21 protein-coding genes, 3 tRNA genes and 1 pseudogene are annotated in these 20,293 nt (G+C 53.0%); 17 read left to right on the forward strand and 8 right to left on the reverse strand.

Annotated features, from left to right (window positions below; all coding sequences use genetic code 11):
• Positions 1–27 precede the first annotated feature (27 nt).
• From pgsA to KO1_RS01455, 6 genes are all read left to right on the forward strand, one after another.
• Positions 28–576, forward strand: coding sequence for a CDP-diacylglycerol--glycerol-3-phosphate 3-phosphatidyltransferase (pgsA, locus tag KO1_RS01430; RefSeq protein ID WP_004113831.1), 549 nt, complete (start codon positions 28–30; stop codon positions 574–576).
• A 151-nt stretch (positions 577–727) separates the two neighbouring features.
• Positions 728–803, forward strand: a tRNA-Gly gene (locus KO1_RS01435).
• A 38-nt stretch (positions 804–841) separates the two neighbouring features.
• Positions 842–915, forward strand: a tRNA-Cys gene (locus KO1_RS01440).
• 13 nt (positions 916–928) lie between these two features.
• Positions 929–1,015: transfer RNA gene (locus KO1_RS01445), tRNA-Leu, on the forward strand.
• Between the two features lie 199 nt (positions 1,016–1,214).
• Entirely contained in the window at positions 1,215–2,102 is an 888-nt protein-coding gene (locus KO1_RS01450) for a dihydrodipicolinate synthase family protein (RefSeq protein ID WP_017145625.1), read from the forward strand.
• Positions 2,103–2,168: 66 nt separating this feature from the next.
• Complete coding sequence (locus KO1_RS01455) at positions 2,169–2,837, forward strand: YecA/YgfB family protein (RefSeq protein ID WP_017145626.1); 669 nt, start codon at positions 2,169–2,171, stop codon at positions 2,835–2,837.
• Between the two features lie 26 nt (positions 2,838–2,863).
• Here the strand turns inward: KO1_RS01455 and tyrP are convergent, their stop codons facing one another.
• Entirely contained in the window at positions 2,864–4,075 is a 1,212-nt protein-coding gene (gene tyrP / locus KO1_RS01460; protein ID WP_004103448.1) for a tyrosine transporter TyrP, read from the reverse strand.
• Between the two features lie 194 nt (positions 4,076–4,269).
• Here tyrP and KO1_RS01465 point away from each other — a divergent pair, with 194 nt between their 5' ends.
• The gene (locus tag KO1_RS01465; protein WP_004103446.1) at positions 4,270–4,509 is read left to right on the forward strand and encodes a YecH family metal-binding protein; all 240 of its coding nucleotides are present in this window, start codon (positions 4,270–4,272) and stop codon (positions 4,507–4,509) included.
• A gap of 37 nt (positions 4,510–4,546) precedes the next feature.
• Here KO1_RS01465 and ftnA read toward each other — a convergent pair whose 3' ends face one another.
• Positions 4,547–5,044 carry a non-heme ferritin gene (gene ftnA / locus KO1_RS01470; protein WP_004113821.1) on the reverse strand — a complete coding sequence of 166 codons (498 nt, stop codon included), beginning with the start codon at positions 5,042–5,044 and terminating at the stop codon, positions 4,547–4,549.
• Positions 5,045–5,106: 62 nt separating this feature from the next.
• Positions 5,107–5,182: pseudogene (locus KO1_RS28950) on the reverse strand (hypothetical protein); the annotation flags it as partial.
• A gap of 281 nt (positions 5,183–5,463) precedes the next feature.
• Here KO1_RS28950 and KO1_RS01475 point away from each other — a divergent pair.
• On the forward strand, positions 5,464–6,102 hold the full coding sequence (locus tag KO1_RS01475) for an RpiB/LacA/LacB family sugar-phosphate isomerase (RefSeq protein WP_004103442.1): 639 nt from the start codon (positions 5,464–5,466) through the stop codon (positions 6,100–6,102).
• 49 nt (positions 6,103–6,151) lie between these two features.
• Here KO1_RS01475 and KO1_RS01480 read toward each other — a convergent pair whose 3' ends face one another.
• The gene (locus KO1_RS01480; protein WP_017145628.1) at positions 6,152–7,573 is read right to left on the reverse strand and encodes an MFS transporter; all 1,422 of its coding nucleotides are present in this window, start codon (positions 7,571–7,573) and stop codon (positions 6,152–6,154) included.
• Between the two features lie 208 nt (positions 7,574–7,781).
• Here KO1_RS01480 and azuC point away from each other — a divergent pair, with 208 nt between their 5' ends.
• Both azuC and KO1_RS01485 read left to right on the forward strand, forming a co-directional pair.
• Positions 7,782–7,865: a stress response protein AzuC gene (gene azuC / locus KO1_RS27960; protein ID WP_014229869.1), complete on the forward strand. Its 84-nt coding sequence runs from the start codon at positions 7,782–7,784 to the stop codon at positions 7,863–7,865.
• Positions 7,866–7,944: 79 nt separating this feature from the next.
• A complete protein-coding gene (locus KO1_RS01485; protein WP_004103438.1) occupies positions 7,945–8,196 on the forward strand; it encodes a DUF2766 family protein in 252 nt (83 codons plus the stop codon).
• A 46-nt stretch (positions 8,197–8,242) separates the two neighbouring features.
• Here KO1_RS01485 and KO1_RS01490 read toward each other — a convergent pair whose 3' ends face one another.
• Both KO1_RS01490 and KO1_RS01495 read right to left on the reverse strand, forming a co-directional pair.
• Entirely contained in the window at positions 8,243–9,805 is a 1,563-nt protein-coding gene (locus KO1_RS01490) for an MFS transporter (RefSeq protein WP_004113819.1), read from the reverse strand.
• Positions 9,806–10,037: 232 nt separating this feature from the next.
• Complete coding sequence (locus tag KO1_RS01495; RefSeq protein ID WP_024274408.1) at positions 10,038–10,580, reverse strand: non-heme ferritin-like protein; 543 nt, start codon at positions 10,578–10,580, stop codon at positions 10,038–10,040.
• Positions 10,581–11,126: 546 nt separating this feature from the next.
• Between KO1_RS01495 and KO1_RS01500 the strand changes: the two genes are divergently transcribed.
• The 6 genes from KO1_RS01500 to otsA all read left to right on the forward strand — a co-directional run bounded on the left by KO1_RS01500 (position 11,127) and on the right by otsA (position 17,885).
• Positions 11,127–11,684 carry a DJ-1/PfpI family protein gene (locus KO1_RS01500; protein WP_024274407.1) on the forward strand — a complete coding sequence of 186 codons (558 nt, stop codon included), beginning with the start codon at positions 11,127–11,129 and terminating at the stop codon, positions 11,682–11,684.
• Positions 11,685–11,972: 288 nt separating this feature from the next.
• Positions 11,973–12,953: an arabinose ABC transporter substrate-binding protein gene (locus tag KO1_RS01505; protein WP_004113815.1), complete on the forward strand. Its 981-nt coding sequence runs from the start codon at positions 11,973–11,975 to the stop codon at positions 12,951–12,953.
• Positions 12,954–13,014: 61 nt separating this feature from the next.
• The gene (gene araG, locus KO1_RS01510; RefSeq protein ID WP_004103427.1) at positions 13,015–14,529 is read left to right on the forward strand and encodes an L-arabinose ABC transporter ATP-binding protein AraG; all 1,515 of its coding nucleotides are present in this window, start codon (positions 13,015–13,017) and stop codon (positions 14,527–14,529) included.
• A 14-nt stretch (positions 14,530–14,543) separates the two neighbouring features.
• Positions 14,544–15,524: an L-arabinose ABC transporter permease AraH gene (araH, locus tag KO1_RS01515; RefSeq protein WP_004103425.1), complete on the forward strand. Its 981-nt coding sequence runs from the start codon at positions 14,544–14,546 to the stop codon at positions 15,522–15,524.
• A 158-nt stretch (positions 15,525–15,682) separates the two neighbouring features.
• Positions 15,683–16,486: a trehalose-phosphatase gene (gene otsB / locus KO1_RS01520; protein ID WP_016808315.1), complete on the forward strand. Its 804-nt coding sequence runs from the start codon at positions 15,683–15,685 to the stop codon at positions 16,484–16,486.
• Positions 16,461–17,885 (forward strand): alpha,alpha-trehalose-phosphate synthase, encoded by a 1,425-nt coding sequence (gene otsA, locus KO1_RS01525; RefSeq protein WP_004103421.1) that lies wholly within the window; start codon positions 16,461–16,463, stop codon positions 17,883–17,885. The genes otsB and otsA overlap by 26 nt, the downstream gene beginning before the upstream one ends.
• 28 nt (positions 17,886–17,913) lie before the next feature.
• Here otsA and uspC read toward each other — a convergent pair whose 3' ends face one another.
• Positions 17,914–18,342, reverse strand: a complete 429-nt coding sequence (uspC, locus tag KO1_RS01530) for a universal stress protein UspC (protein WP_004103417.1) — start codon at positions 18,340–18,342, stop codon at positions 17,914–17,916.
• Between the two features lie 103 nt (positions 18,343–18,445).
• On the reverse strand, positions 18,446–18,631 hold the full coding sequence (locus KO1_RS28405; RefSeq protein ID WP_156529725.1) for a hypothetical protein: 186 nt from the start codon (positions 18,629–18,631) through the stop codon (positions 18,446–18,448).
• A 76-nt stretch (positions 18,632–18,707) separates the two neighbouring features.
• Between KO1_RS28405 and KO1_RS01535 the strand changes: the two genes are divergently transcribed.
• A complete protein-coding gene (locus tag KO1_RS01535; RefSeq protein WP_004103413.1) occupies positions 18,708–20,291 on the forward strand; it encodes an MFS transporter in 1,584 nt (527 codons plus the stop codon).
• The last annotated feature ends 2 nt before the right edge of the window (positions 20,292–20,293 follow it).

Consider the following 20,293-nt stretch of genomic DNA (forward strand, 5'->3'; position numbering starts at 1 on the left):
ACTTACAACAGATAGTTACCCGTTACCATGCAATTTAATATCCCTACGTTGCTTACTCTGTTTCGCGTCATTCTTATTCCATTCTTTGTACTGGCGTTTTATCTCCCGTTTAGCTGGGCTCCTTTTGCCTGCGCCCTGATTTTCTTCATCGCGGCGGTGACCGACTGGTTTGATGGCTACCTGGCGCGTCGCTGGAATCAGAGCACTCGTTTCGGCGCTTTCCTTGATCCGGTTGCGGACAAAGTCATGGTGGCGATTGCGATGGTGCTGGTGGCCGAGCATTATCATACCTGGTGGGTAACGTTACCGGCCGCTACGATGATCGCGCGCGAAATCATCATCTCCGCGCTGCGCGAGTGGATGGCGGAACTGGGTAAGCGCAGCAGCGTAGCGGTATCATGGATTGGTAAAGTAAAAACCACGGCCCAGATGGCGGCGCTGGTGTGGATGCTGTGGCGGCCAAATATCTGGGTTGAATGGGCGGGGATTGGGCTATTCCTCGTGGCGGCGGTGCTGACGCTGTGGTCGATGCTGCAATATCTGAACGCCGCGCGCGGGGATTTGCTTGATCAGTGATCGTTTCGGCGCAATTTTCAGCAAACAACACAAGGTTTTGAAAAATATCGTTGACTCATTGCGCCAGGTAAGTAGAATGCATCGCATCGAACGGCAGCACAGTCTGGCAGACGATAACAAAATCAACTAATTAGCAAATTAGCTTGATGATGCGGGAATAGCTCAGTTGGTAGAGCACGACCTTGCCAAGGTCGGGGTCGCGAGTTCGAGTCTCGTTTCCCGCTCCAGTTTAAGACATCGGCAGTTGCGGGTGTTAAAGCATTAAGGCGCGTTAGCAAAGCGGTTATGTAGCGGATTGCAAATCCGTCTAGTCCGGTTCGACTCCGGAACGCGCCTCCAATTTCTATCCCGAGCCCGGATGGTGGAATCGGTAGACACAAGGGATTTAAAATCCCTCGGCGTTCGCGCTGTGCGGGTTCAAGTCCCGCTCCGGGTACCATTGGGATAAAGCAGAATAATCAAAGCAATAAGCAGTGTCGTGAAACCACCTACGGGTGGTTTTTTTGTTTTTGTCCCTTACGAAAAACCGCTTCAGCGCTACCTCTCGATCGTCGGGTTCATTTTGTCATAGGACAAAATACTTTTCTGTTGCTATTATCTGCCAGCACTCAATCATTATCTCAATAAGTGGGGATGAAATGTTCACTGGCCTCTGCGCTTTTCCTCTGACTCCGTTACATCCACATGGCGTTGATGAAACGGCATTTGCCCGAATTGTCACTCGTCTCGTCGAATCTGAGGTCGATTCCCTCGGCGTACTTGGCTCCACCGGAAGCTATGCCTGGCTTAGCCGTGAGCAGAGAATGCAGGTGGTGCGCCAGGCAAAATCGCATGCCGGACCCATTCCATTGATGGTCGGCATAGGGGCGCTGGGGACCGATCAGGTTCTCCGTCTGGCTGAAGACGCGCAGATGGCAGGCGCCAGCGCGCTGCTTCTGCCAGTAATGGCTTATCAACCCCTGACAGACGAGGAGATTTTGACTTTTTACCAGACCGTCACCCAACAGGTCTCCGTCCCCGTCTGCGTTTACGACAATCCCGTTACCACGCATGTGACGACTTCGGATGAACTTAAAGGCGCGATCGCCGCGCTACCCGGGATCGCCTCAATTAAAATCCCCGGCCCCGCGAAAAATGAAACCGTCCGCCGGATTCAGAGCCTGCGGCGCCAGCTACCGGCAGGGGTGAGTATTGGCATTAGCGGGGACGCCTGCGCGGCCGATGGCCTGAATGCCGGCTGCGAAGTCTGGTATTCGGTGTGCGGCGGCCTTTTCCCGCAGGTCGCCAAAGAGTTAACCGCGGCGGCAGCGCGAGGGGACGCTGAGCAGGCGACGGCAATCAGCGCCAGGCTCGCGCCGCTGTGGATGTTATTCAGTAAATATGGTGGCAGTCTGCGAGTGACCGCCGCAGCGGCAAGTATCCTCGGGCTGTGCGGGGAGGATTGCTTACCGCGACCGCTGCTCCCGCTTTCGTCGGATGCCTTTAGCGAAATTGCGGAAACACTTCGCACGCTGAAGCTCCTGTAGCCGGGTAGTTTTCTTTCGCTATTTCCGCTACTGTAAGCGCCATTTTTTACGACGATGAGCCTGTTTATGAAAACTGGACCCCTGAACGAAAGCGAAGTGGAATGGCTGGATGATATCCTGTCGAAATACGCGGTAGAAGGCACCATCATGGATGTTGCTGAACTGGATGGCCTACTGACGGCCATACTCTCCGGGCCGACCGAGATTGAGCCCGCGCAGTGGCTGATTGCTATCTGGGGCGGAGCGGATAATGTGCCGCGCTGGGCCAACGATCGCGAGCGAGACCGTTTCGTCAACCTGACGCTGCAGCATATGAGCGATATTGCCGAGCGTTTAAGCGACTATCCCGATCAGTTCGAACCGATGTTCGGCAGCCGGGAAGAGGAGGGGCAGGAGCTCACCATTGTTGAGGAGTGGTGCTTTGGCTATATGCGCGGCGTGGGATTAAGCGACTGGTCAGGTCTGCCTGCCGAGCTGCAGGCAGAGCTGGACGCCATCGCTCTGCACGGTACCGAAGAGCGCTTCGAGGCGCTGGATGAACTATCCGCGGAAGAGTTTATCGCCAGCGTTGAGCGAATTCGTCCTGCGGCCCTGGCGCTTTACAACTACTGGACTGAGCACGCTCAGCCCGCACAAGTTCAGCAGCCCATCAGGAATGAGAGCAAGGTTGGGCGCAACGATCCTTGCCCGTGCGGCAGCGGTAAGAAATATAAGCAGTGCTGTTTAACGAAATAACATCAGGGGCCGAATTGGCCCCTTTTTTATCCCACCGCCGGCAGTAATCCTGCGACTATCGCAAACTGAATCACTACGATAGCGATCCCGCAGAGCAGGACAAGCCACAGCGCCGCTGAACCGCCTGCGACCCGCCACGGGGCATCAGGGTGCTGTTGGCGGCTCTTCATTACCAGCAGCGAAGGCAGCATGAGCGCGAGCACGGCAAGCGCAACGCCCGCATAGCCTAACGCCATCACGAAGCCACGCGGATAAAATAGCGCGAAGGCCAGCGGAGGCAAAAAGGTAATCAGGCCGCTCTGTAGCCGTCCACCGGCGCTGTTCTGGCGTTGAAACAGATCGGCCAGATAGTCGAACAACCCAAGCGCCACGCCGAGAAATGATGTCGCCAGCGCCAGGTCGGCGAACAGATGGACCGCCAGCTCAACGTGCGACGATGCCACCACTTCACGGATGGCCTCCAGCAGGCCATTGAGCCCGGCATTTTGCGCCAGCAGCGCGGTAAACGCAGGAGAGTCAATGCTGCCCAGCGTCGCCAGCTGCCAGAAAATATAGGCGACCAGAGGAATAAAGCTTCCGATGATAAATACCCGGCGCAGCTTGCGAATATCGCCGCCCAGGTAGCTCACAATACTGGGTATGCTGCCGTGAAAACCAAAGGAAGTAAAAATCACCGGAATGGCCGACAGCGCCAGCCCCTGCTGTAGCGGCAGAGTCAGCAGGTTTATCTGGTGAATGTGCGGCAGCAGAAGCGCGAGCATGATGGCGAGGAAAATAATCTTTGCGCTGAATAAAAAGCGGTTAAAAAGATCGACCAGCGAAGTCCCGATGCAGACGACCGTCCCACCGATAGCGGTAAAGATCAGAACGCCTGCCGCAGGAGGCAGCGTCCAGTCCAGCCACTGATTGAGGCTTGAGGCCAGCAGTTCGCCGGCGCCGCTGATATAGGCTGCCGTGAGCGCGTAAAGCAGAAACAGCATGCAAAAGCCGGTTGCCCATTGCCCGTATCGGCCCAGATAGCGTGCCGCCAGCGAACCCAGACCCATGTCGGCCGGCACGTGCTGATAGACTTCCAGCAGCAGCAAAGCGGTATAACACATTAGCGCCCAAAGCGTTATCAGCAAAGCTAACGTCACGCCGAAACCTACGCCCGCCGATGCCAATGGCATGGCTAACATCCCTGCGCCGATGGTGGTGCCGGCGACGATTAAAATACTACCCAGAGTGCGGTTCTTCACGCTTTTCACTATCCATTACGGCATTCACAATTCATTATGCCGCGCAGAGTATGTGAAATCAGTCGCTTCGTCAAATGAGGGTTACAGGCGTTGTAATGAGAACTTTACAGTAGCAGAGGTTTGCTTCAAAGCTGCGCTGGCGCAAGAATTCGCCGCCCGGGCTGGTATATTCTGCGGACTTTACGGGAGAGAATATGCCATCGATTCATGGTCACGAAGTGCTGCAAATGATGATCGCCTCAGGCGAAACTTACACCGTGGCGACGCTTGAAGCGGCCATCGTCGCGCGTTTCGGTAAAGAAGCCCGATTCCACACCTGCTCGGCGGAAAATCTGAGTGCGGCGGAACTGGTGGCGTTTTTGCAGAAAAAAGGCAAGTTTATTGTCGCTGAAGAAGGGTTTAATACGCACGAAAGTAAAATTTGCCGCCATTAATACGGCAGCGGGCGCTGGAGCCTCGCTGCCGGCCTAATTAATTTTGCGTGTCGAGCGTTGCTAGCTCTTTATCAATAAAGTACAGACCTTCGCCGCTTTTACCTGCGAGGGTTAATTTATCAATAACCGATTTAAACAGCTTCTCTTCTTCGTGCTGTTCAGCAACGTACCACTGCAGGAAATTAAACGTCGGATAATCCTGACTGGTCATTGCCGCATGTGCCAGTTCATTAATTTTTTGCGTAATTAACTGTTCATGTTCGTAGGTCGCACGGAATAGCTCGTCAAGAGAGGCATACTCAGCAAACGGCGACGCGATAGCCGTGATGCAGGGCAGACTACCGGTATCGGTCAGGTAATCGAAAAGGCGCTGCATATGGGTCATCTCTTCCTGCGCGTGGCGACGAAGAAACGCCGCCGCGCCTTCAAAGCTGTGGTAACTACACCAGGCGCTCATTTGCTGATAAAGCAGAGAGGAATAAAGTTCAAGATTCATCTGCGCATTAAGCTTATCGATCATTTCAGTTTTTAGCATCTGGCTGCTCCGGGAAAAAAGAAATAAGTTTTAGTGCGCACACTATAATTTGTTATTAATTTATTTGCAAAAAGTAAATTAATAAATTCATTTATTAATAATGCTAATGGGAATAACACGCATTGGCACTTTTAAAATAATGAGAATGGTTTTAATTCCTTATTTCGTTCACTTCGCCGTTGGGCCAAATTTCGCCGTGTTAATCCGATCCCCCGCACACAGACCTGGCCTGAGATGACGCGACTTGCCTCAGGATGAGGCGGCGTCCTGGCAGGACGGAAGGCAAAAGTGTGAGGCGAGATGCAATTTATAAAACAACTTTTCATAAAATTTGAAAGTATGTTCGTAAGGTAGTATTGTCATAGCAACGCTAACGAACTATCGCGGGAAAACCCGCACAGCATTCAGGAGAGTAAAGCATGAAAATCGCACTGATGATGGAAAACAGCCAGGCGAACAAAAACGCCATCATCCTCAATGAATTAAACGCCGTTGCTGACGAGAAGGGCTTCCCGGTTTACAACGTCGGGATGAGCGATGAAAACGACCATCACCTGACCTATATCCATCTGGGCATTATGGCCAGCATCCTGCTGAATTCGAAGGCGGTCGACTTTGTGGTTACCGGCTGCGGCACTGGTCAGGGCGCGCTAATGTCGTTAAATATTCATCCGGGCGTAGTTTGTGGCTACTGCATCGACCCTGCGGACGCCTTCCTGTTTGCGCAGATCAATAACGGTAACGCGCTGTCTCTGCCGTTTGCGAAAGGATTTGGCTGGGGTGCAGAGCTGAACGTACGCTTTATCTTTGAAAAAGCCTTCACCGGCCGCAAAGGCGAAGGCTATCCGCCGGAGCGTAAAGAGCCTCAGGTGCGTAACGCCGGCATCCTGAACGCGGTCAAAGCCGCGGTGGTTAAGGAAAACTATCTGGATACGCTGCGTGCGATCGATCCGGAGCTGGTGAAAACTGCCGTTTCCGGCCCTCGCTTCCAGCAGTGTTTCTTTGAGAACTGCCAGGATAAAGAGATCGAAGCGTTCGTTCGCCAGATCATCGGTTAATCGATTAACACATCCTATGCAAGGCCAGCGCTGCTGGCCTTTTCTTTATCTATTTCTTTTTGTTCGACACGCTGCTACCCGCATCTTTTGTCAGATGCAGAGTATCAATCATGCCGACCAGGCAAATCAGCGCAATAAAGATAAACGACAGGCGGAAGCTGATGCCCGGAAGGTGAGAAAGGGTAAGCCATTCGCTGAACTCTTCCCCAATACGAATACCTATCGCTCCAAGCGTTATCCCAAGTCCAACGGCCAGCTGGGATGCGGTGCTGAACAGCGTATTGGCATAGCTCATTTGTCCGGAAGGAACATCGGCAAAAGCGAGGGTGCTGATGCCGGTAAATTGAATCGATCGGAAGACCCCGCCGAGATAGAGAATTACAAAGATGAGCCAAACCGGCGTATGCGGGGTTAAAAAAGCGCAGGCCAGCAGCGATAATACGTTTAATGCGCCATTGATCAGCAGCAGACGGCGAAAACCCAGCCAGCGAATCAGCGGCGTTGTAAGGGGCTTGATGGTGAAGTTGCCGACGAACACCGCCAGCACCAGCAGCCCCGAGTGGAAGGGATCCATGCCGAAGCCGACCTGAAAAAGCAGCGGCAGCAGAAACGGAACGGCGCTGATGGAGGAGCGGAACAGCGAACCGCCGTACATGGTGACCCTGAAGGTGGGGATCTCCAGCGCATCAAGGCGCACCATCGGCCATTCAGCGCGGCGGAAGTGCCGTAACGAGAAAAGCATGCAGCCCAGGCCTAACGCCAGCAGCGCCAGGGTCTGCCAGCCCAGAGGCTGACGATCGCCGAGAAGCTCCATGGCGGCAACCAGGCTAACCATCGCCACCGAGGTCGCAAGAAAACCGGAAAGATCGAACGGGCGGCGCTCTTCTTCCCGAATATCCGGGATGATGCGCAGCGCCAGGGCAATCGCCACAAGCCCAAGCGGCACGTTAATAAAGAAGATCCAGTGCCAGCTGGCGTAGCTGGTGATAAATCCGCCCAACGGTGGGCCAATAATAGGCGCCACCAGCGCCGGCCAGGTCAGAGTGGCAATCGCTTTAATCAGCTGATGCTTCGGTGTGGTGCGCAACACCGCCAGGCGGCCCACGGGCACCATCAGCGCGCCGCCAATTCCCTGAAGAATACGCATGGCGACAAACACATCGACATTGGTCGACAACCCGCAAAACACCGAGGCGAGGGTAAAAATCGCCAGCGCCAGGCTAAAGATTTTCCGCGCGCCGAAGCGATCGGCGATCCAGCCGCTGGCGGGTATCAGCACCGCAAGGGTAATAAGGTAGGCGCTAATTCCAATGTTGAGATCCACTGCCGTTACGCCGAAGTCTTTCGCCATGTCGGGCAGGGCGGTGGCGATGACTGTGCCGTCGAGGAACTCCATAAAAAACGCGCCAGCCACCAGCAGAGCAGGTGCTGAAAAAGAGCGGTCGTCCCTGGAAGAGATGTTTGTACTCATCGTTGTATCACTGCCATTGCTAAGCGATCCCGGATTCACCTGGAGCCCGCGGCTCTTAACTATCCGAAATAACTCACTCTTGTTGAATGTTTAAATTTATTTTGTAAATAAAACGTGATTTATCGCACGTTGAGATTGATTTTTGTGATGCAAGTCATATTATAGCCGTGTAGATATTAACACCTGCATAACAAAAATGGAGCCAACCATGAAACTGCGCAAAATTCTGAAGAGCATGTTCGAAAACTACTGCAAAACCTTTAAAGACGTACCGCCTGGCGCTATGTTCTGATAAAAAAACCTGCTGCGGCAGGTTTTTTTATATCCGAGGAATTAGGGTACTATTACGCTCCTGAAAAAAGGAGTGAAAAATGTCTCAACATCTTACCGAACACGACGAACTGGTCTCTGACGTTGTTGCCTGCCAGTTAGTTATCAAGCAGATCCTCGACGTCATCGATATCATCGCCCCTGTCGAGGTGCGCGAAAAAATGACTACCCAGCTGAAAGCCATCGATTTTGCCAGCCACCCGGCCTCGGCTGACCCGGTGACGCTGCGGGCGGTACAAAAAGCCATCGCGCTGATTGAGCTGAAATTCACCCCGCAGGAAGAAGCGCACTAGCGGCGTGAGCCCCGCCATCAACGTGATAGCGGGGCGTTATTGCTGATTAATGGGACACGGCGGTTTGAATGACGTTCTCCTGCGCATTCTTGAACAGTTTGCTGTTGCCCCAGCACTCTTCATAACGATGGCCCACTAAATCTTCCACGATAAGGCGAACGTCCGGCGCGATGTCGGCAATTTTGCCTCCCGCTTTAATGCGCGCGACTTCCTGTAGCACCACCAGGTGCGCCTTGCGATCGAGCTTCATCTGTTTACTGAACACGATGGCTGCCAGCGCCAGTAAAATCACCCCTGCACAGAATACCACCGCAATCGCGGTGACCGCACTTTCCGGCTGCGTGTGCGCCTTTGACTGGAACCCGTAGAAGCTGAGGATAGCTCCCATTGTAAAGACGATAATCGAGCGCAAAATTTTACCTGAGAAGGTCATGGCGCCTGCATAGATCCCCTCGCGACGGCGGCCGGTGTAAATTTCATCGACATCAGCCAAAAAGGTGTAAACGGTCCAGGGAATGTAGTAGACGCCGCCGGTGCCGAGACCGAACAGCACCGTGATGCCAAACATCAGAATGGTGGCCAGGCTTGAAGGCAGGTGGAAGAACCACAGCGAGGTGTAGAGCAGCACGGCAAAGATGACCACGCTCAGCGCCAGAATATACGGCTTACTGAAGCCTTTCTTCACGCACAGGCCGATAAACAGGGCCGTTGATACCAGCTGCAGAATTGAGTTCAGGCTGTTGAGCCCGGCCACCATGGCCGGATCGTGTTGCAGCACGAAGATGACGAAGTAAGTGAAGATCGACGCAAACAGCCATTCGGCGCCGAAACCGCAGAGATACATACCAAGGTGTTTACGGAATACGCGCAGATAAAAGGTTGAGCGCATATCTTTGGCCAGCATAAGCAGCGTATTGAGTAGCCCCTTTTTCTCCCCCGAGCTTTTTTCCTCTTCGCGCGGTCGTTCCCAGCTGCAGTACCACAAACAGGAGATGGCCACGATAAGAATGACACCGTAGGTCAGTCCGGTAAGGAAAAACGGGGTGGCGGATTCTTTGCCATAAAGCAGGATGAACTGCCCGGGGATAAATGCCGCGAGGAAGTTAGCCAGTTTGCCGAATATCGCTTTATAACCGGTGAGCTTCGAACGCAGTGAGAAATCATCAGTCATTTCGGTCGCCAATGTTTCATAGGGGACCATAATCGAGGTATAAATGATTTCAAAGACGACGTAGGTGCAGAGGTAGTACCAGAAACCGAGACCTTCTACCCACAGCAGCGGGTAGAACATCATTAGCGGAATGCCTATTAATAAAAAGAAGCGACGGCGGCCAAAGCGTTTACCGAGCCGGGTTTTGCCAAAGTTATCGGTGAGGTAGCCCATCAGCGGGTTACTAATCGCGTCGATAATGCTGGCGACGGAGAAAATAAAGGAGGCTTCGATCAGCGTCAGCCCACAGAATGTTGTATAAAAATAGAGCAGCCAGGCACCGCTGATCGCCAGTGCGCCGCTTCCCAGCAAATTTCCGCCGCCGTAGGCTAACTGATGGCGTAACAAAATCGGTCTTCCCTGCAGCCCGTTTGAGGCTGAAGCCGTATATCTTGCCATTAAAATAAACTCCGTGTTTTAAATTTTTGAAACACTGTTTTTATATTATCAACCCGGAGTTTTAAACGTGATCCAGATCACCAATACCCTGCTAATTCCTCCGGTTGAGCGGGAATGAGATCTGGTTAAAAGTTTTTAATGCCTTTCAGGAATAAAAACGGCGCCGAAGCGCCGAAAAAGATTGGTTCGCTGAGGGGCGATGAGGGCATTAAAGGCAGAAACACGCCTCTTTTTACGCTTTATCGCGCGCTCCGGTATTTGCCGACATGACGCTGGCGTACTGTTGGCTGACCAGTTCAAGCAGGTGACGATCGGTTTGCTGTTCGCTGGTCCCGGCCTGGTCCGCGCAGCGGACTTCATCCAGAATGGTCTCCAGCAGCATGCCATCCAGCTGCTGTTCTTTCGCCAGCAGCGCGAGGAAGCGTAGGGTTGATTCGTCGCTTTGCGCCTTCGCCTCTGCCGTCAGGCCGGAAAGCATGGTGCTGCGCTGCTGATAATCAGCAACGGTTTTGCTAAACAGGTCTTCAAGAGAGGCGCATTCCGCGCTGCAGGCTTCGTCTGCTTTAACCACGGGCCAGGCGCCGGAACTTTTCATAAAATCAAAGACCCGCATCATCTGCGTTATGCTGGATTGCGCTCGATTACGCAGAAAAGTGGCGGTACCGTTCAACCGCTGCTGAATACACCACTCGCTTAACTGCAGATACAAGTTGGAAGTATGGAACTCAAGATTCAATTGGTTATTCAGCTTTTGCACCATTCCTGGAACGACCATAACAATATCCTTATTTACTGTGCGGGAAGCGCCTGCGTCATATCCAGACGCGATTGTGACCAAGGGAGTTTGCGAAATTAAAACCAGCAGATGAAAAGCTCAGAATAATTCTATTCAAAACTTAAGCCCGAACCATGGAATTAAATTTCTTGTCTCAACCAAGATAGAATAGCGCTATATCTGAATTAAGAAAACTCTCAATGGTGGTTATTTACATTATGTTACAACATCTGGATTTAACTTTATACAGGCTGAAAATGTAATAGTAATCGCTTACCGTAGTACATTGTTATTTATATTAACCTTATGATTTAACACCCCTTTATTGGCTTTATGATTAAGAGGTAGTATCTCTAATATTTTTAGTGAAATTGCGTTTTAAAAATAATGATTCAAAATTCCTTTTTGTGATATCGTGAGTCATCAAAGCGAAGGCTGCACTGGTTCATCTTTTCGCCTGGGTAACTGAAAAGATGATGATAATTTAAAAAAAGATGTTTGTTTGTAAAAGGCTTATGACTACCACGCTAACGAAAGGAGACTGAAATGAAAAAAGTTGCGGTGCTACTGGCGTCGGGTTTTGAAGAGGGAGAGGCGATTGTGGTGGTTGATATCCTCCGCCGTCTGCATCTGGATGTGGAGCTTCTCTCCTGCGCCGAATCGCGCGCGGTGGTGAGCTACCACGATATCCCAATGGTTGCGGATAGCACTTTAGCCGAACGCGCAGGGATGCTGTACGACGCGGTGGTTCTGCCCGGCGGTCCGCAGGGAAGCGTCAACCTCGCCGCCAGCCAGGACGTCGTAGCGTTTATTACGGCCCACGATAAAGCAGGAATGCTGATCTGTCCGATCTGTTCGGCAGCCGCAAGGGTTCTCGGCGGCAATGGGCTGCTCAGGGGGCGACGCTACGTCTGTTCGGGGGAGTTATGGCAGAACGTGACGGACGGGGAGTATGTTGATCAACCCGTAGTGGAAGACGGTAATTTGATCAGCGGTAAAGGGTTAGGCCATGTTTTTGATTTTTCTTTTACCGTTGCCGCTCGTTTATTGGGGGATGAGGTGCCGGTACGCAATCATGCGGAGCATATTTATTGCCGCTGGTAATATCGACAAGGATAACTCTGCTGATGATATAGAGAATATTGCTACAGCCTGCGCTAATTGTCTGACAATTAGCGCTTTTTTTATGTCTTTTTTCGCTGTTTTTATGTACGCAATTACTGTAATTCCGCGATGTGATTGCGCTCTCGTATGGAGAAATAATTTCCGGTTAATACTATTTTAACAACGGCGGTCTTGATTGAGACTTTCCTAATGCCTTGTTTTGCGTCCGATAAAAAAATTAACTCTTAATTTTCCCTACATAAAAGCGAATTAAAGCTGGAGTTTACCATGCACAAATTTACTAAAGCGCTGGCGGCGATCGGTCTCGCCGCAGTTATGTCACAATCAGCTATGGCCGAGACGCTTAAGCTGGGTTTTCTGGTCAAACAGCCTGAAGAGCCATGGTTTCAAACAGAGTGGAAATTTGCCGATAAGGCCGGTAAAGATTTAGGTTTCGACGTCATCAAAATTGCCGTCCCCGACGGTGAGAAAACCCTCAATGCCATTGATAGCCTGGCGGCTAGCGGAGCCAAAGGCTTTGTTATCTGTACGCCCGATCCCAAACTCGGGGCGGCTATAGTCGCCAAAGCGCGCGGCTATGATATGAAAGTCATTACCGTCGATGACCAGTTCGTTAACGCCAAAGGCAAACCGATGGAGAGCGTACCGCTGGTGATGATGGCGGCCAGTGAGATCGGCGCACGTCAGGGGCAGGAGCTCTATAAAGAGATGCAAAAACGCGGCTGGGACGTGAAGGATACCGCCGTCATGGCCATCACTTCCGACGAGCTGGACACCGCCCGTCGTCGCACTACCGGATCGATGGACGCCCTGAAATCAGCCGGTTTCCCGGAGCAACAAATCTACCGTGTGCCAACGAAATCTAACGACATTCCCGGCGCCTTTGATGCCGGCAACTCTATGCTGGTTCAGCATCCTAACGTCAAACACTGGCTGATCGTCGGCATGAACGACAATACCGTTCTGGGCGGCGTACGCGCCACCGAAGGCCAGGGCTTTAAAGCGCCTGACGTTATCGGTATCGGTATTAACGGTGTTGATGCTGTGAACGAACTCTCTAAAGCGCAGGCCACCGGTTTCTACGGCTCTCTGCTGCCAAGCCCGGATATTCACGGCTATAAAACCAGCGAGATGCTTTATAACTGGGTGACAAAAGATGTCGAACCGCCAAAATTCACCGCGGTGACCGACGTGGTGCTGATTACCCGCGACAATTTTAAAGAAGAGCTGGCTAAAAAAGGGCTGTAAGGCCGGTTGAGCGGGCCTCTTGCCTTGCGCGAGAGGCCCTGTACAGAAAAGCGGAGTCGTTATGCAACAGTCTACCCCTTATCTCTCATTCCACGGCATCACCATGACATTCCCGGGCGTTAAAGCGCTGTCCGATATTAGCTTTGACTGCTATGCCGGACAGGTCCACGCCCTGATGGGAGAAAACGGCGCCGGGAAATCCACGTTGCTCAAAATCCTCAGCGGCAACTACGTACCCACTGCCGGCAGCCTACAGATCCAAGGCCAGCAGATGACCTTTACCCACACCACCGAGGCGCTGAATGCCGGGGTGGCGATTATCTATCAGGAGCTGCATCTGATCCCGGAAATGACCGTGGCGGAAAATATCTACCTCGGCCAATTGCCGCACAAGGGCGGGATTGTGAATCGGTCGCTGCTGAATTATGAAGCTGGCCTGCAGCTGCAGCATCTGGGGCTGGATATCGACCCGGAAACGCCGTTGAAGTATTTGTCGATTGGCCAGTGGCAGATGGTGGAGATCGCCAAGGCGCTGGCGCGGAACGCCAAAATCATCGCTTTTGACGAGCCCACCAGCTCACTGTCGGCCAGGGAAATCGACAATCTGTTTCGGGTCATCCGCGAACTGCGCCAGGAAGGGCGGGTGATCATTTACGTTTCCCACCGGATGGAAGAGATCTTTGCGTTAAGTGACGCCATCACGGTCTTCAAAGATGGTCGCTACGTGCGCACCTTTGACAATATGCAAGAGGTTAACCACGACGCTCTGGTACAGGCGATGGTCGGTCGCGAGCTGGGCGATATCTACGGCTGGCAGCCCCGTGAATATGGCAAAGAGCGTTTGCGCCTCGATCGGGTGAAGGCGCCTGGCGTACGGCAACCCGTTAGCCTTTCGGTGCGTAGCGGAGAAATCGTCGGCCTGTTTGGGCTGGTTGGCGCCGGACGCAGCGAACTGATGAAAGGCCTGTTCGGCGGCAGCAGAATAACCGCCGGTCAGGTTTATATCGACGGCGAGGCCATTGATATCCGCAAGCCGGCTCAGGCGATTCAGGCCGGGATGATGCTCTGCCCGGAAGACCGCAAAGCAGAGGGGATTATTCCGGTTCACTCGGTTCGCGACAACATCAATATCAGCGCCCGCCGCAAGCACATTCTCGCGGGCTGCGTCATCAATAATGCCTGGGAAGCGCAGAACGCCGACCAGCATATTAAATCGTTGAATATCAAAACGCCCGGCGCAGAGCAGCTGATTATGAATCTCTCCGGTGGCAATCAGCAAAAGGCGATTCTCGGCCGCTGGCTGTCGGAGGAAATGAAAGTCATCCTGCTTGACGAGCCCACGCGCGGCATTGATGTTGGCGCTAAGCATGAGATCTATAACGTTATTTACGCATTAGCGGCATCGGGCGTCGCGGTGGTCTTTGCCTCCAGCGATTTACCGGAAGTTCTCGGCGTAGCCGATCGCATCGTGGTGATGCGCGAGGGTGAGATTGCCGGAGAGCTGCTGCATGAACATGCCAATGAACAGCAGGCATTGAGCCTTGCCATGCCAAAAGTGAGCCAGGCAGTCGCCTGAGTAAGGAGTCTATGATGTCATCAGTTACCACTTCAGGTACTTCCCGGTCGGCTTTTAGTTTCTCCCGTATCTGGGATCAGTTCGGCATGCTGGTTGTTTTCGCGGTGCTGTTTATTGGCTGCGTAATTTTTGTGCCCAATTTTGCCTCGTTTATTAATATGAAAGGTCTGGGGTTGGCTATTTCTATGTCCGGAATGGTCGCCTGTGGGATGCTGTTTTGCCTGGCGTCCGGCGATTTCGATCTGTCGGTCGCCTCGGTTATCGCCTGCGCTGGCGTGACCACGGCGGTGGTGATTAATCTGACTGAAAGCATGTGGGTTGGCATCGGCGCCGGTCTGCTGCTTGGCGCAGTGAGCGGCCTGGTCAACGGTTTTGTCATTGCCCGCTTAAAGATTAATGCTCTGATTACCACCCTCGCCACGATGCAGATCGTCCGCGGTCTTGCCTATATCATCTCCGACGGTAAAGCGGTAGGGATTGAAGATGAGCGCTTTTTTACCCTCGGCTACGCCAACTGGTTTGGTCTGCCTGCGCCTATCTGGTTAACCGTTGCCTGCCTGATTGTATTCGGTCTGCTGCTGAATAAAACCACCTTTGGCCGAAACACGCTGGCGATAGGGGGTAATGAAGAAGCGGCTCGTCTGGCCGGCGTCCCGGTTGTGCGGACAAAAATTATTATTTTCGTCCTTTCAGGGCTGGTTTCCGCGGCGGCGGGCATTATCCTGGCATCCCGTATGACCAGTGGTCAGCCGATGACGTCCATTGGCTATGAGCTGATTGTCATTTCGGCCTGCGTGCTCGGGGGCGTATCGCTGAAGGGCGGGATCGGCAAGATCTCCTACGTGGTAGCCGGGATCCTGATTCTGGGAACGGTGGAGAATGCGATGAACCTGCTGAACATTTCCCCGTTCTCGCAGTACGTTGTGCGCGGCGTGATTTTGCTGGCTGCGGTGATCTTCGACCGCTATAAACAGAAAGCGAAGCGTGCGGTTTAATTCGTCCAACTTTTCAGTTTAATCCTAAACCCTCGCCAGCGCCCGTTGCGCTGGCGATGACTATCAAAAATGGCGATGCTGGTCACACTGTCTATACTTACATGGCTACAATAATTTAACACCCAGCATGTTGCTGGCCATGATAAGGAGGAAACAGGGTGGCTGACCAGATTTATGTACCGCCTGCGTTAACCGGAAACTACGCTTTTTTCTTTGACCTCGATGGTACCCTTGCCGGTATCAAACCCCATCCCGATCAGGTGGTCATTCCAGCCGATGTTCTGCAGTCGCTGCGCCAGCTTGTGCAGCAGCAAAACGGCGCGGTGGCATTGATTTCAGGGCGCTCAATGGTTGAGCTGGATGAGCTTACCCGTCCTTACCGGCTACCGCTTGCCGGTGTCCACGGGGCTGAACGCCGTGACATCAATGGTAAAACGCATATTGTCTCTTTACCGGATTCACTTCTGAAGGCGCTCTCTGCGCAGTTGACGACGGAACTGGATGCTTTGCCGGGATGCGAACTGGAAAGTAAGGGGATGGCTTTTGCTTTGCACTATCGACAGGCGCCGGAGCAGCAGCAAGCGGTGCTGGCGCTGGCGCAATCTATCGTCCAGCGCCATCCCATTCTGGCCCTGCAGCCGGGTAAGTGCGTGGTGGAGATCAAACCGCGTGGAGTGAATAAAGGTGAAGCGATAGCCGCTTTTATGCAGGAAGCTCCATTCAAAGGACGCAAGCCGGTGTTTGTTGGTGATGACTTAACCGATGAAGCTGGTTTTAGCGTCGTGAATCAATTGAATGGCGTATCGGTCAAAGTGGGCGGCGGCGAAACGCAAGCGCGTTGGCGTTTGCCTGACGTGCCCGCCGTCCATCTTTGGATTAGTAACATCGCGAATCATGGGCAACAACCAGATGCGCTAACCGACAGGAGAGATGGCTATGAGTCGCTTAGTCGTAGTATCTAATCGTATTGCCCCGCCGGATGACAAAAAGGCCAGCGCCGGTGGCCTTGCCGTGGGGATTATGGGGGCATTAAAAGCAGCCGGAGGTTTGTGGTTCGGCTGGAGTGGGGAAATCGGTGACGACCAACAGCCGTTAAAAAAAGTGACTCAGGGCAATATCACCTGGGCCTCTTTCAATCTTAGCGAGCAGGATCACGACGAATATTACAACCGCTTTTCCAATGCCGTTTTATGGCCCGCATTCCACTATCGTCTTGACCTGGTTGATTTTCAGCGTGAAGCCTGGGAGGGCTATCAGCGCGTTAATGCGACCCTGGCGGATAAACTGCTGCCGCTGATTGAACCTGACGATATCGTCTGGATCCACGATTACCACCTGCTGCCGTTGGCCAGCGAACTGCGCCAGCGCGGCGTCAATAATCGTATCGGCTTCTTTTTGCATATTCCGTTCCCGACGCCGGAAGTGTTTAATGCGTTACCGCCGCATGCGGAACTGCTTGAACAGCTTTGCGATTACGATTTATTGGGTTTCCAGACCGAAAGCGACCGACTGGCGTTTCTGGATTGCGTATCGATGCAAACCCGCCTGACGACGCGCGACGGCAAAAAGCATGTGGCCTGGGGAAAACCTTTCCAGACCGAAGTCTATCCGATCGGTATCGATCCGGAAGAGATTGCGCGCAGTGCTAAAGGGCCGCTGCCGCCGAAGCTGGCGCAGCTGAAGAGCGAGCTCAAAAGCGTCCAAAATATCTTTTCCGTTGAACGGCTGGACTATTCGAAAGGGCTGCCGGAGCGTTTTCTTGCTTATGAAGCCCTGCTGGAGAACTATCCGCAGCATCACGGCAAGATTCGCTATACCCAGATTGCGCCGACTTCACGCGGGGACGTTCAGGCCTATCAGGATATTCGTCATCAGCTGGAAAACGCAGCCGGCCGTATCAATGGCCAGTATGGCCAGCTGGGCTGGACGCCGCTTTACTACCTTAACCAGCACTTTGAACGCAAGCTGCTGATGAAAATCTTCCGCTACTCCGACGTTGGTCTGGTTACCCCGCTGCGCGATGGTATGAACCTGGTGGCGAAAGAGTATGTTGCCGCGCAGGACCCGCAAAATCCGGGCGTGCTGGTGCTGTCGCAGTTTGCCGGCGCGGCCAACGAGCTCCCGACGGCCTTAATCGTTAATCCTTACGATCGCGATGAGGTCGCTGCGGCGCTGGATAAGGCATTAACCATGCCTCTGGCCGAGCGTATTGCCCGCCATTCGGCCATGCTGGCGGTGATTAAGGAAAACGATATTCATCGCTGGCAGGAGCGGTTTATTGCCGATCTAAAGGAGATTGAGCCAGGGAGCGAGGAGAGCCACTTAGAGCGCAAGGTCGCCACTTTCCCTAAACTCGCCTGAGGCCAAGACGGTTAGCGCCTCCCCGGCGCTAGCCTTTTTCCAGACAAACCAGCAGCACATCGACGCCGCTACTGCCAACAATATCTTTTGCCGAACAGGTGGCGCGAGAAAACAGACTCTGGTTGTGGTTACCGCAAATCACCAGGTCAACGCGATGCTGTCGGCAAAAATCCTGCACGTGGTGAGCAATTCCGCCGCTGGCGATGGTCATTTTCTCTATAGGATAGTCGGCGTGGCGGGCCAGCTCGGCCAGAAATCCGCGCGTCTCCTCCTGCATCACTTCGCGTAAGTTTTCCATCATGGGCGCCGCAAACTGATTATACAGCTCCGGATCCGTCGCCAGCGTAATCAGGCTGACTTTTGCATTGACCGGACGTGCGATGGAGACGGCTTTTTGAATGAGGACCCGGCTTTCCGGGGTTGGCGCCACGGCGACCAGCAGATGTGAGTAGGGCATCAAGCCTCCTTGATATACGCGAAACAACCCTTTTCTTATTGTCTTTACTCCCATTCCTTAGCATTCGCAAGGTTTATCCGCAGCGAAATACATCGCCCAAATTTCATTCCACGACGCGCCGTTTCGGTGGCCATATCTCAGTTTTTGGTCCGATCTTTTGTATTAAAAGAAACGCTGTTTTATAAATCAGTGAAGCGTGTTCATCGACTCTTTGTGTTTTTGCCATTGAACGCTTTTGGCTGGCAAAAATGAAAAGGTAACGCCGTTCCCATGTTCTTACTGTAGCCATGTATCAACCCCCTTTTGGCGGAATGAGCCAAAAAGCGGTTCGGAGTTCTCAAAAAAAAGACACAGGATTTACGGCGATGAAAACACGTAAAATCGGTTTGGTTAACTACCTTGCCTATGGATCGGGCGATTTTCTTGGTGCGGGAACAACTGCACTCACGGCAGCCTGGCTGCTCTACTTCTACACCACCTTTTGCGGACTTTCGCCTATCGAGGCGACGCTCATTTTTGCCACTGCCAGAGTTCTGGATGCGGTAATCAGCCCGCTGATGGGCTTTCTGACGGATAACTTTGGCTCGACCTGGCTGGGAAAACGTTTTGGCAGGCGTAAGTTTTTTATCCTGCTCGGCATCCCTTGCGTGTTTAGCTACTCCATTATGTGGGTAGGGGATATGGGGTTCTGGTACTACCTGCTGACCTATCTGCTGTTTGACATCGTCTATACCATGATTCTGGTGCCGTATGAAACGCTGGTGCCGGAAATGACCGACGATTTTAAACAGAAAACCAAATTCTCCGGCGCGCGTATTTCTATGGCGCAGATGTCGGCGATCCTGGCTTCTTTCCTGCCGGGCATTCTGCTGACCATCTTCGGCAAAGACAACGCCGTCTCTTTCTTCTACGCCAGCCTGGTGTTCTCGGTGCTGTGCGCAATGATGTTAACTTTTGTCTGGTTCTTTACCTGGGAGCGCCCGCGTGAAGAGTGGACCGAGGCTGCGCTGCGCGCCGAAGAGGAGAAACAGAACCTGAGCTTGTCTCAGAGTCTTAATCGCCTGTTTATTGAATTAAGTTCGACCCTGCGCATTAAAATTTTCCGTCAGCATTTGGGGATGTATCTGGGGGGCTATATCGCCCAGGATGTCTTCAATGCGGTCTTTACTTACTATGTGGTGTTTGTCCTGATGCAGGAAGCCTCAATGGCCTCCAACCTGCTGGGGACCATGGCGATCTTCCAGTTTATTGCGGTTATTGCGATGATCCCGCTGTGTATTCGCTTCGGTCCGGCGCCATCGTACCGCATGGTGGTAGTGCTGTTCGGGCTGAGTTCGCTCTCTTACGCGGTGCTGTACTACGCTGGCCTCAGCGATGTTTATTCGCTGCTGCTGCTGATTTCCGCAGTGGCGGGTCTGGGCCGCGGCGGCATCAACTATGTTCCGTGGAACACCTATACGTATATTGCCGACGTGGACGAAGTGATCACCGGCCAGCGTCGCGAAGGCATCTTTGCCGGGATTATGACTCTGACGCGTAAGGCTTCCCAGGCCGGGGCGGTGATGCTGGTAGGGATCATCATGCAGATGTCCGGCTTTGTCTCCGGGCAGAAAACGCAGCCTTATGAAGTGAGCCATACCATTCTGCTGATCCTCAGCGTCGGCACTTTGCTGGTGCTGGCCTGCGGCTTCCTCGTTTCCCTGCGCTTTAAGCTCAATCTGCAAACCCACAGCGTCCTGCGTGCGGAAACGCTCAAAATGCGTGAATCCGGACGCGCTCAGCCGGAACTGGCCAGCGCCCAGGATCGTGAAGTAGTCGAGATGCTGGCCGGGATGCCGTACGACTCCCTGTGGGGAAACAACAATATTGGTTATCTGAATCGTAATAAACCCGCCGCGCCATCGCTGAAGCAGCGTTCTGCCATGAATTCGACATATAACAGAGGTTAAGG

Source organism: Klebsiella oxytoca NBRC 105695, from assembly GCF_001598695.1.
Taxonomy (GTDB): Bacteria; Pseudomonadota; Gammaproteobacteria; order Enterobacterales; family Enterobacteriaceae; genus Klebsiella; species Klebsiella oxytoca.

Excerpts from the sequence above, each read along its gene's own strand:
- uspC (WP_004103417.1), bottom strand. The coding sequence starts at position 18,342 with ATGCCCTACTCACATCTGCTGGTCGCCGTGGCGCCAACCCCGGAAAGC.
- azuC (WP_014229869.1), top strand. The coding sequence starts at position 7,782 with ATGAAACTGCGCAAAATTCTGAAGAGCATGTTCGAAAACTACTGCAAA.
- pgsA (WP_004113831.1), top strand. The coding sequence starts at position 28 with ATGCAATTTAATATCCCTACGTTGCTTACTCTGTTTCGCGTCATTCTT.
- KO1_RS01475 (WP_004103442.1), top strand. The coding sequence starts at position 5,464 with ATGAAAATCGCACTGATGATGGAAAACAGCCAGGCGAACAAAAACGCC.
- otsA (WP_004103421.1), top strand. The coding sequence starts at position 16,461 with ATGAGTCGCTTAGTCGTAGTATCTAATCGTATTGCCCCGCCGGATGAC.
- KO1_RS01490 (WP_004113819.1), bottom strand. The coding sequence starts at position 9,805 with ATGGCAAGATATACGGCTTCAGCCTCAAACGGGCTGCAGGGAAGACCG.
- KO1_RS01500 (WP_024274407.1), top strand. The coding sequence starts at position 11,127 with ATGAAAAAAGTTGCGGTGCTACTGGCGTCGGGTTTTGAAGAGGGAGAG.
- araG (WP_004103427.1), top strand. The coding sequence starts at position 13,015 with ATGCAACAGTCTACCCCTTATCTCTCATTCCACGGCATCACCATGACA.
- KO1_RS01535 (WP_004103413.1), top strand. The coding sequence starts at position 18,708 with ATGAAAACACGTAAAATCGGTTTGGTTAACTACCTTGCCTATGGATCG.
- KO1_RS01455 (WP_017145626.1), top strand. The coding sequence starts at position 2,169 with ATGAAAACTGGACCCCTGAACGAAAGCGAAGTGGAATGGCTGGATGAT.
- ftnA (WP_004113821.1), bottom strand. The coding sequence starts at position 5,044 with ATGCTAAAAACTGAAATGATCGATAAGCTTAATGCGCAGATGAATCTT.
- KO1_RS28405 (WP_156529725.1), bottom strand. The coding sequence starts at position 18,631 with ATGGCTACAGTAAGAACATGGGAACGGCGTTACCTTTTCATTTTTGCC.
- KO1_RS01495 (WP_024274408.1), bottom strand. The coding sequence starts at position 10,580 with ATGGTCGTTCCAGGAATGGTGCAAAAGCTGAATAACCAATTGAATCTT.
- KO1_RS01480 (WP_017145628.1), bottom strand. The coding sequence starts at position 7,573 with ATGAGTACAAACATCTCTTCCAGGGACGACCGCTCTTTTTCAGCACCT.
- KO1_RS01465 (WP_004103446.1), top strand. The coding sequence starts at position 4,270 with ATGCCATCGATTCATGGTCACGAAGTGCTGCAAATGATGATCGCCTCA.
- KO1_RS01450 (WP_017145625.1), top strand. The coding sequence starts at position 1,215 with ATGTTCACTGGCCTCTGCGCTTTTCCTCTGACTCCGTTACATCCACAT.
- KO1_RS01505 (WP_004113815.1), top strand. The coding sequence starts at position 11,973 with ATGCACAAATTTACTAAAGCGCTGGCGGCGATCGGTCTCGCCGCAGTT.
- KO1_RS01485 (WP_004103438.1), top strand. The coding sequence starts at position 7,945 with ATGTCTCAACATCTTACCGAACACGACGAACTGGTCTCTGACGTTGTT.
- araH (WP_004103425.1), top strand. The coding sequence starts at position 14,544 with ATGTCATCAGTTACCACTTCAGGTACTTCCCGGTCGGCTTTTAGTTTC.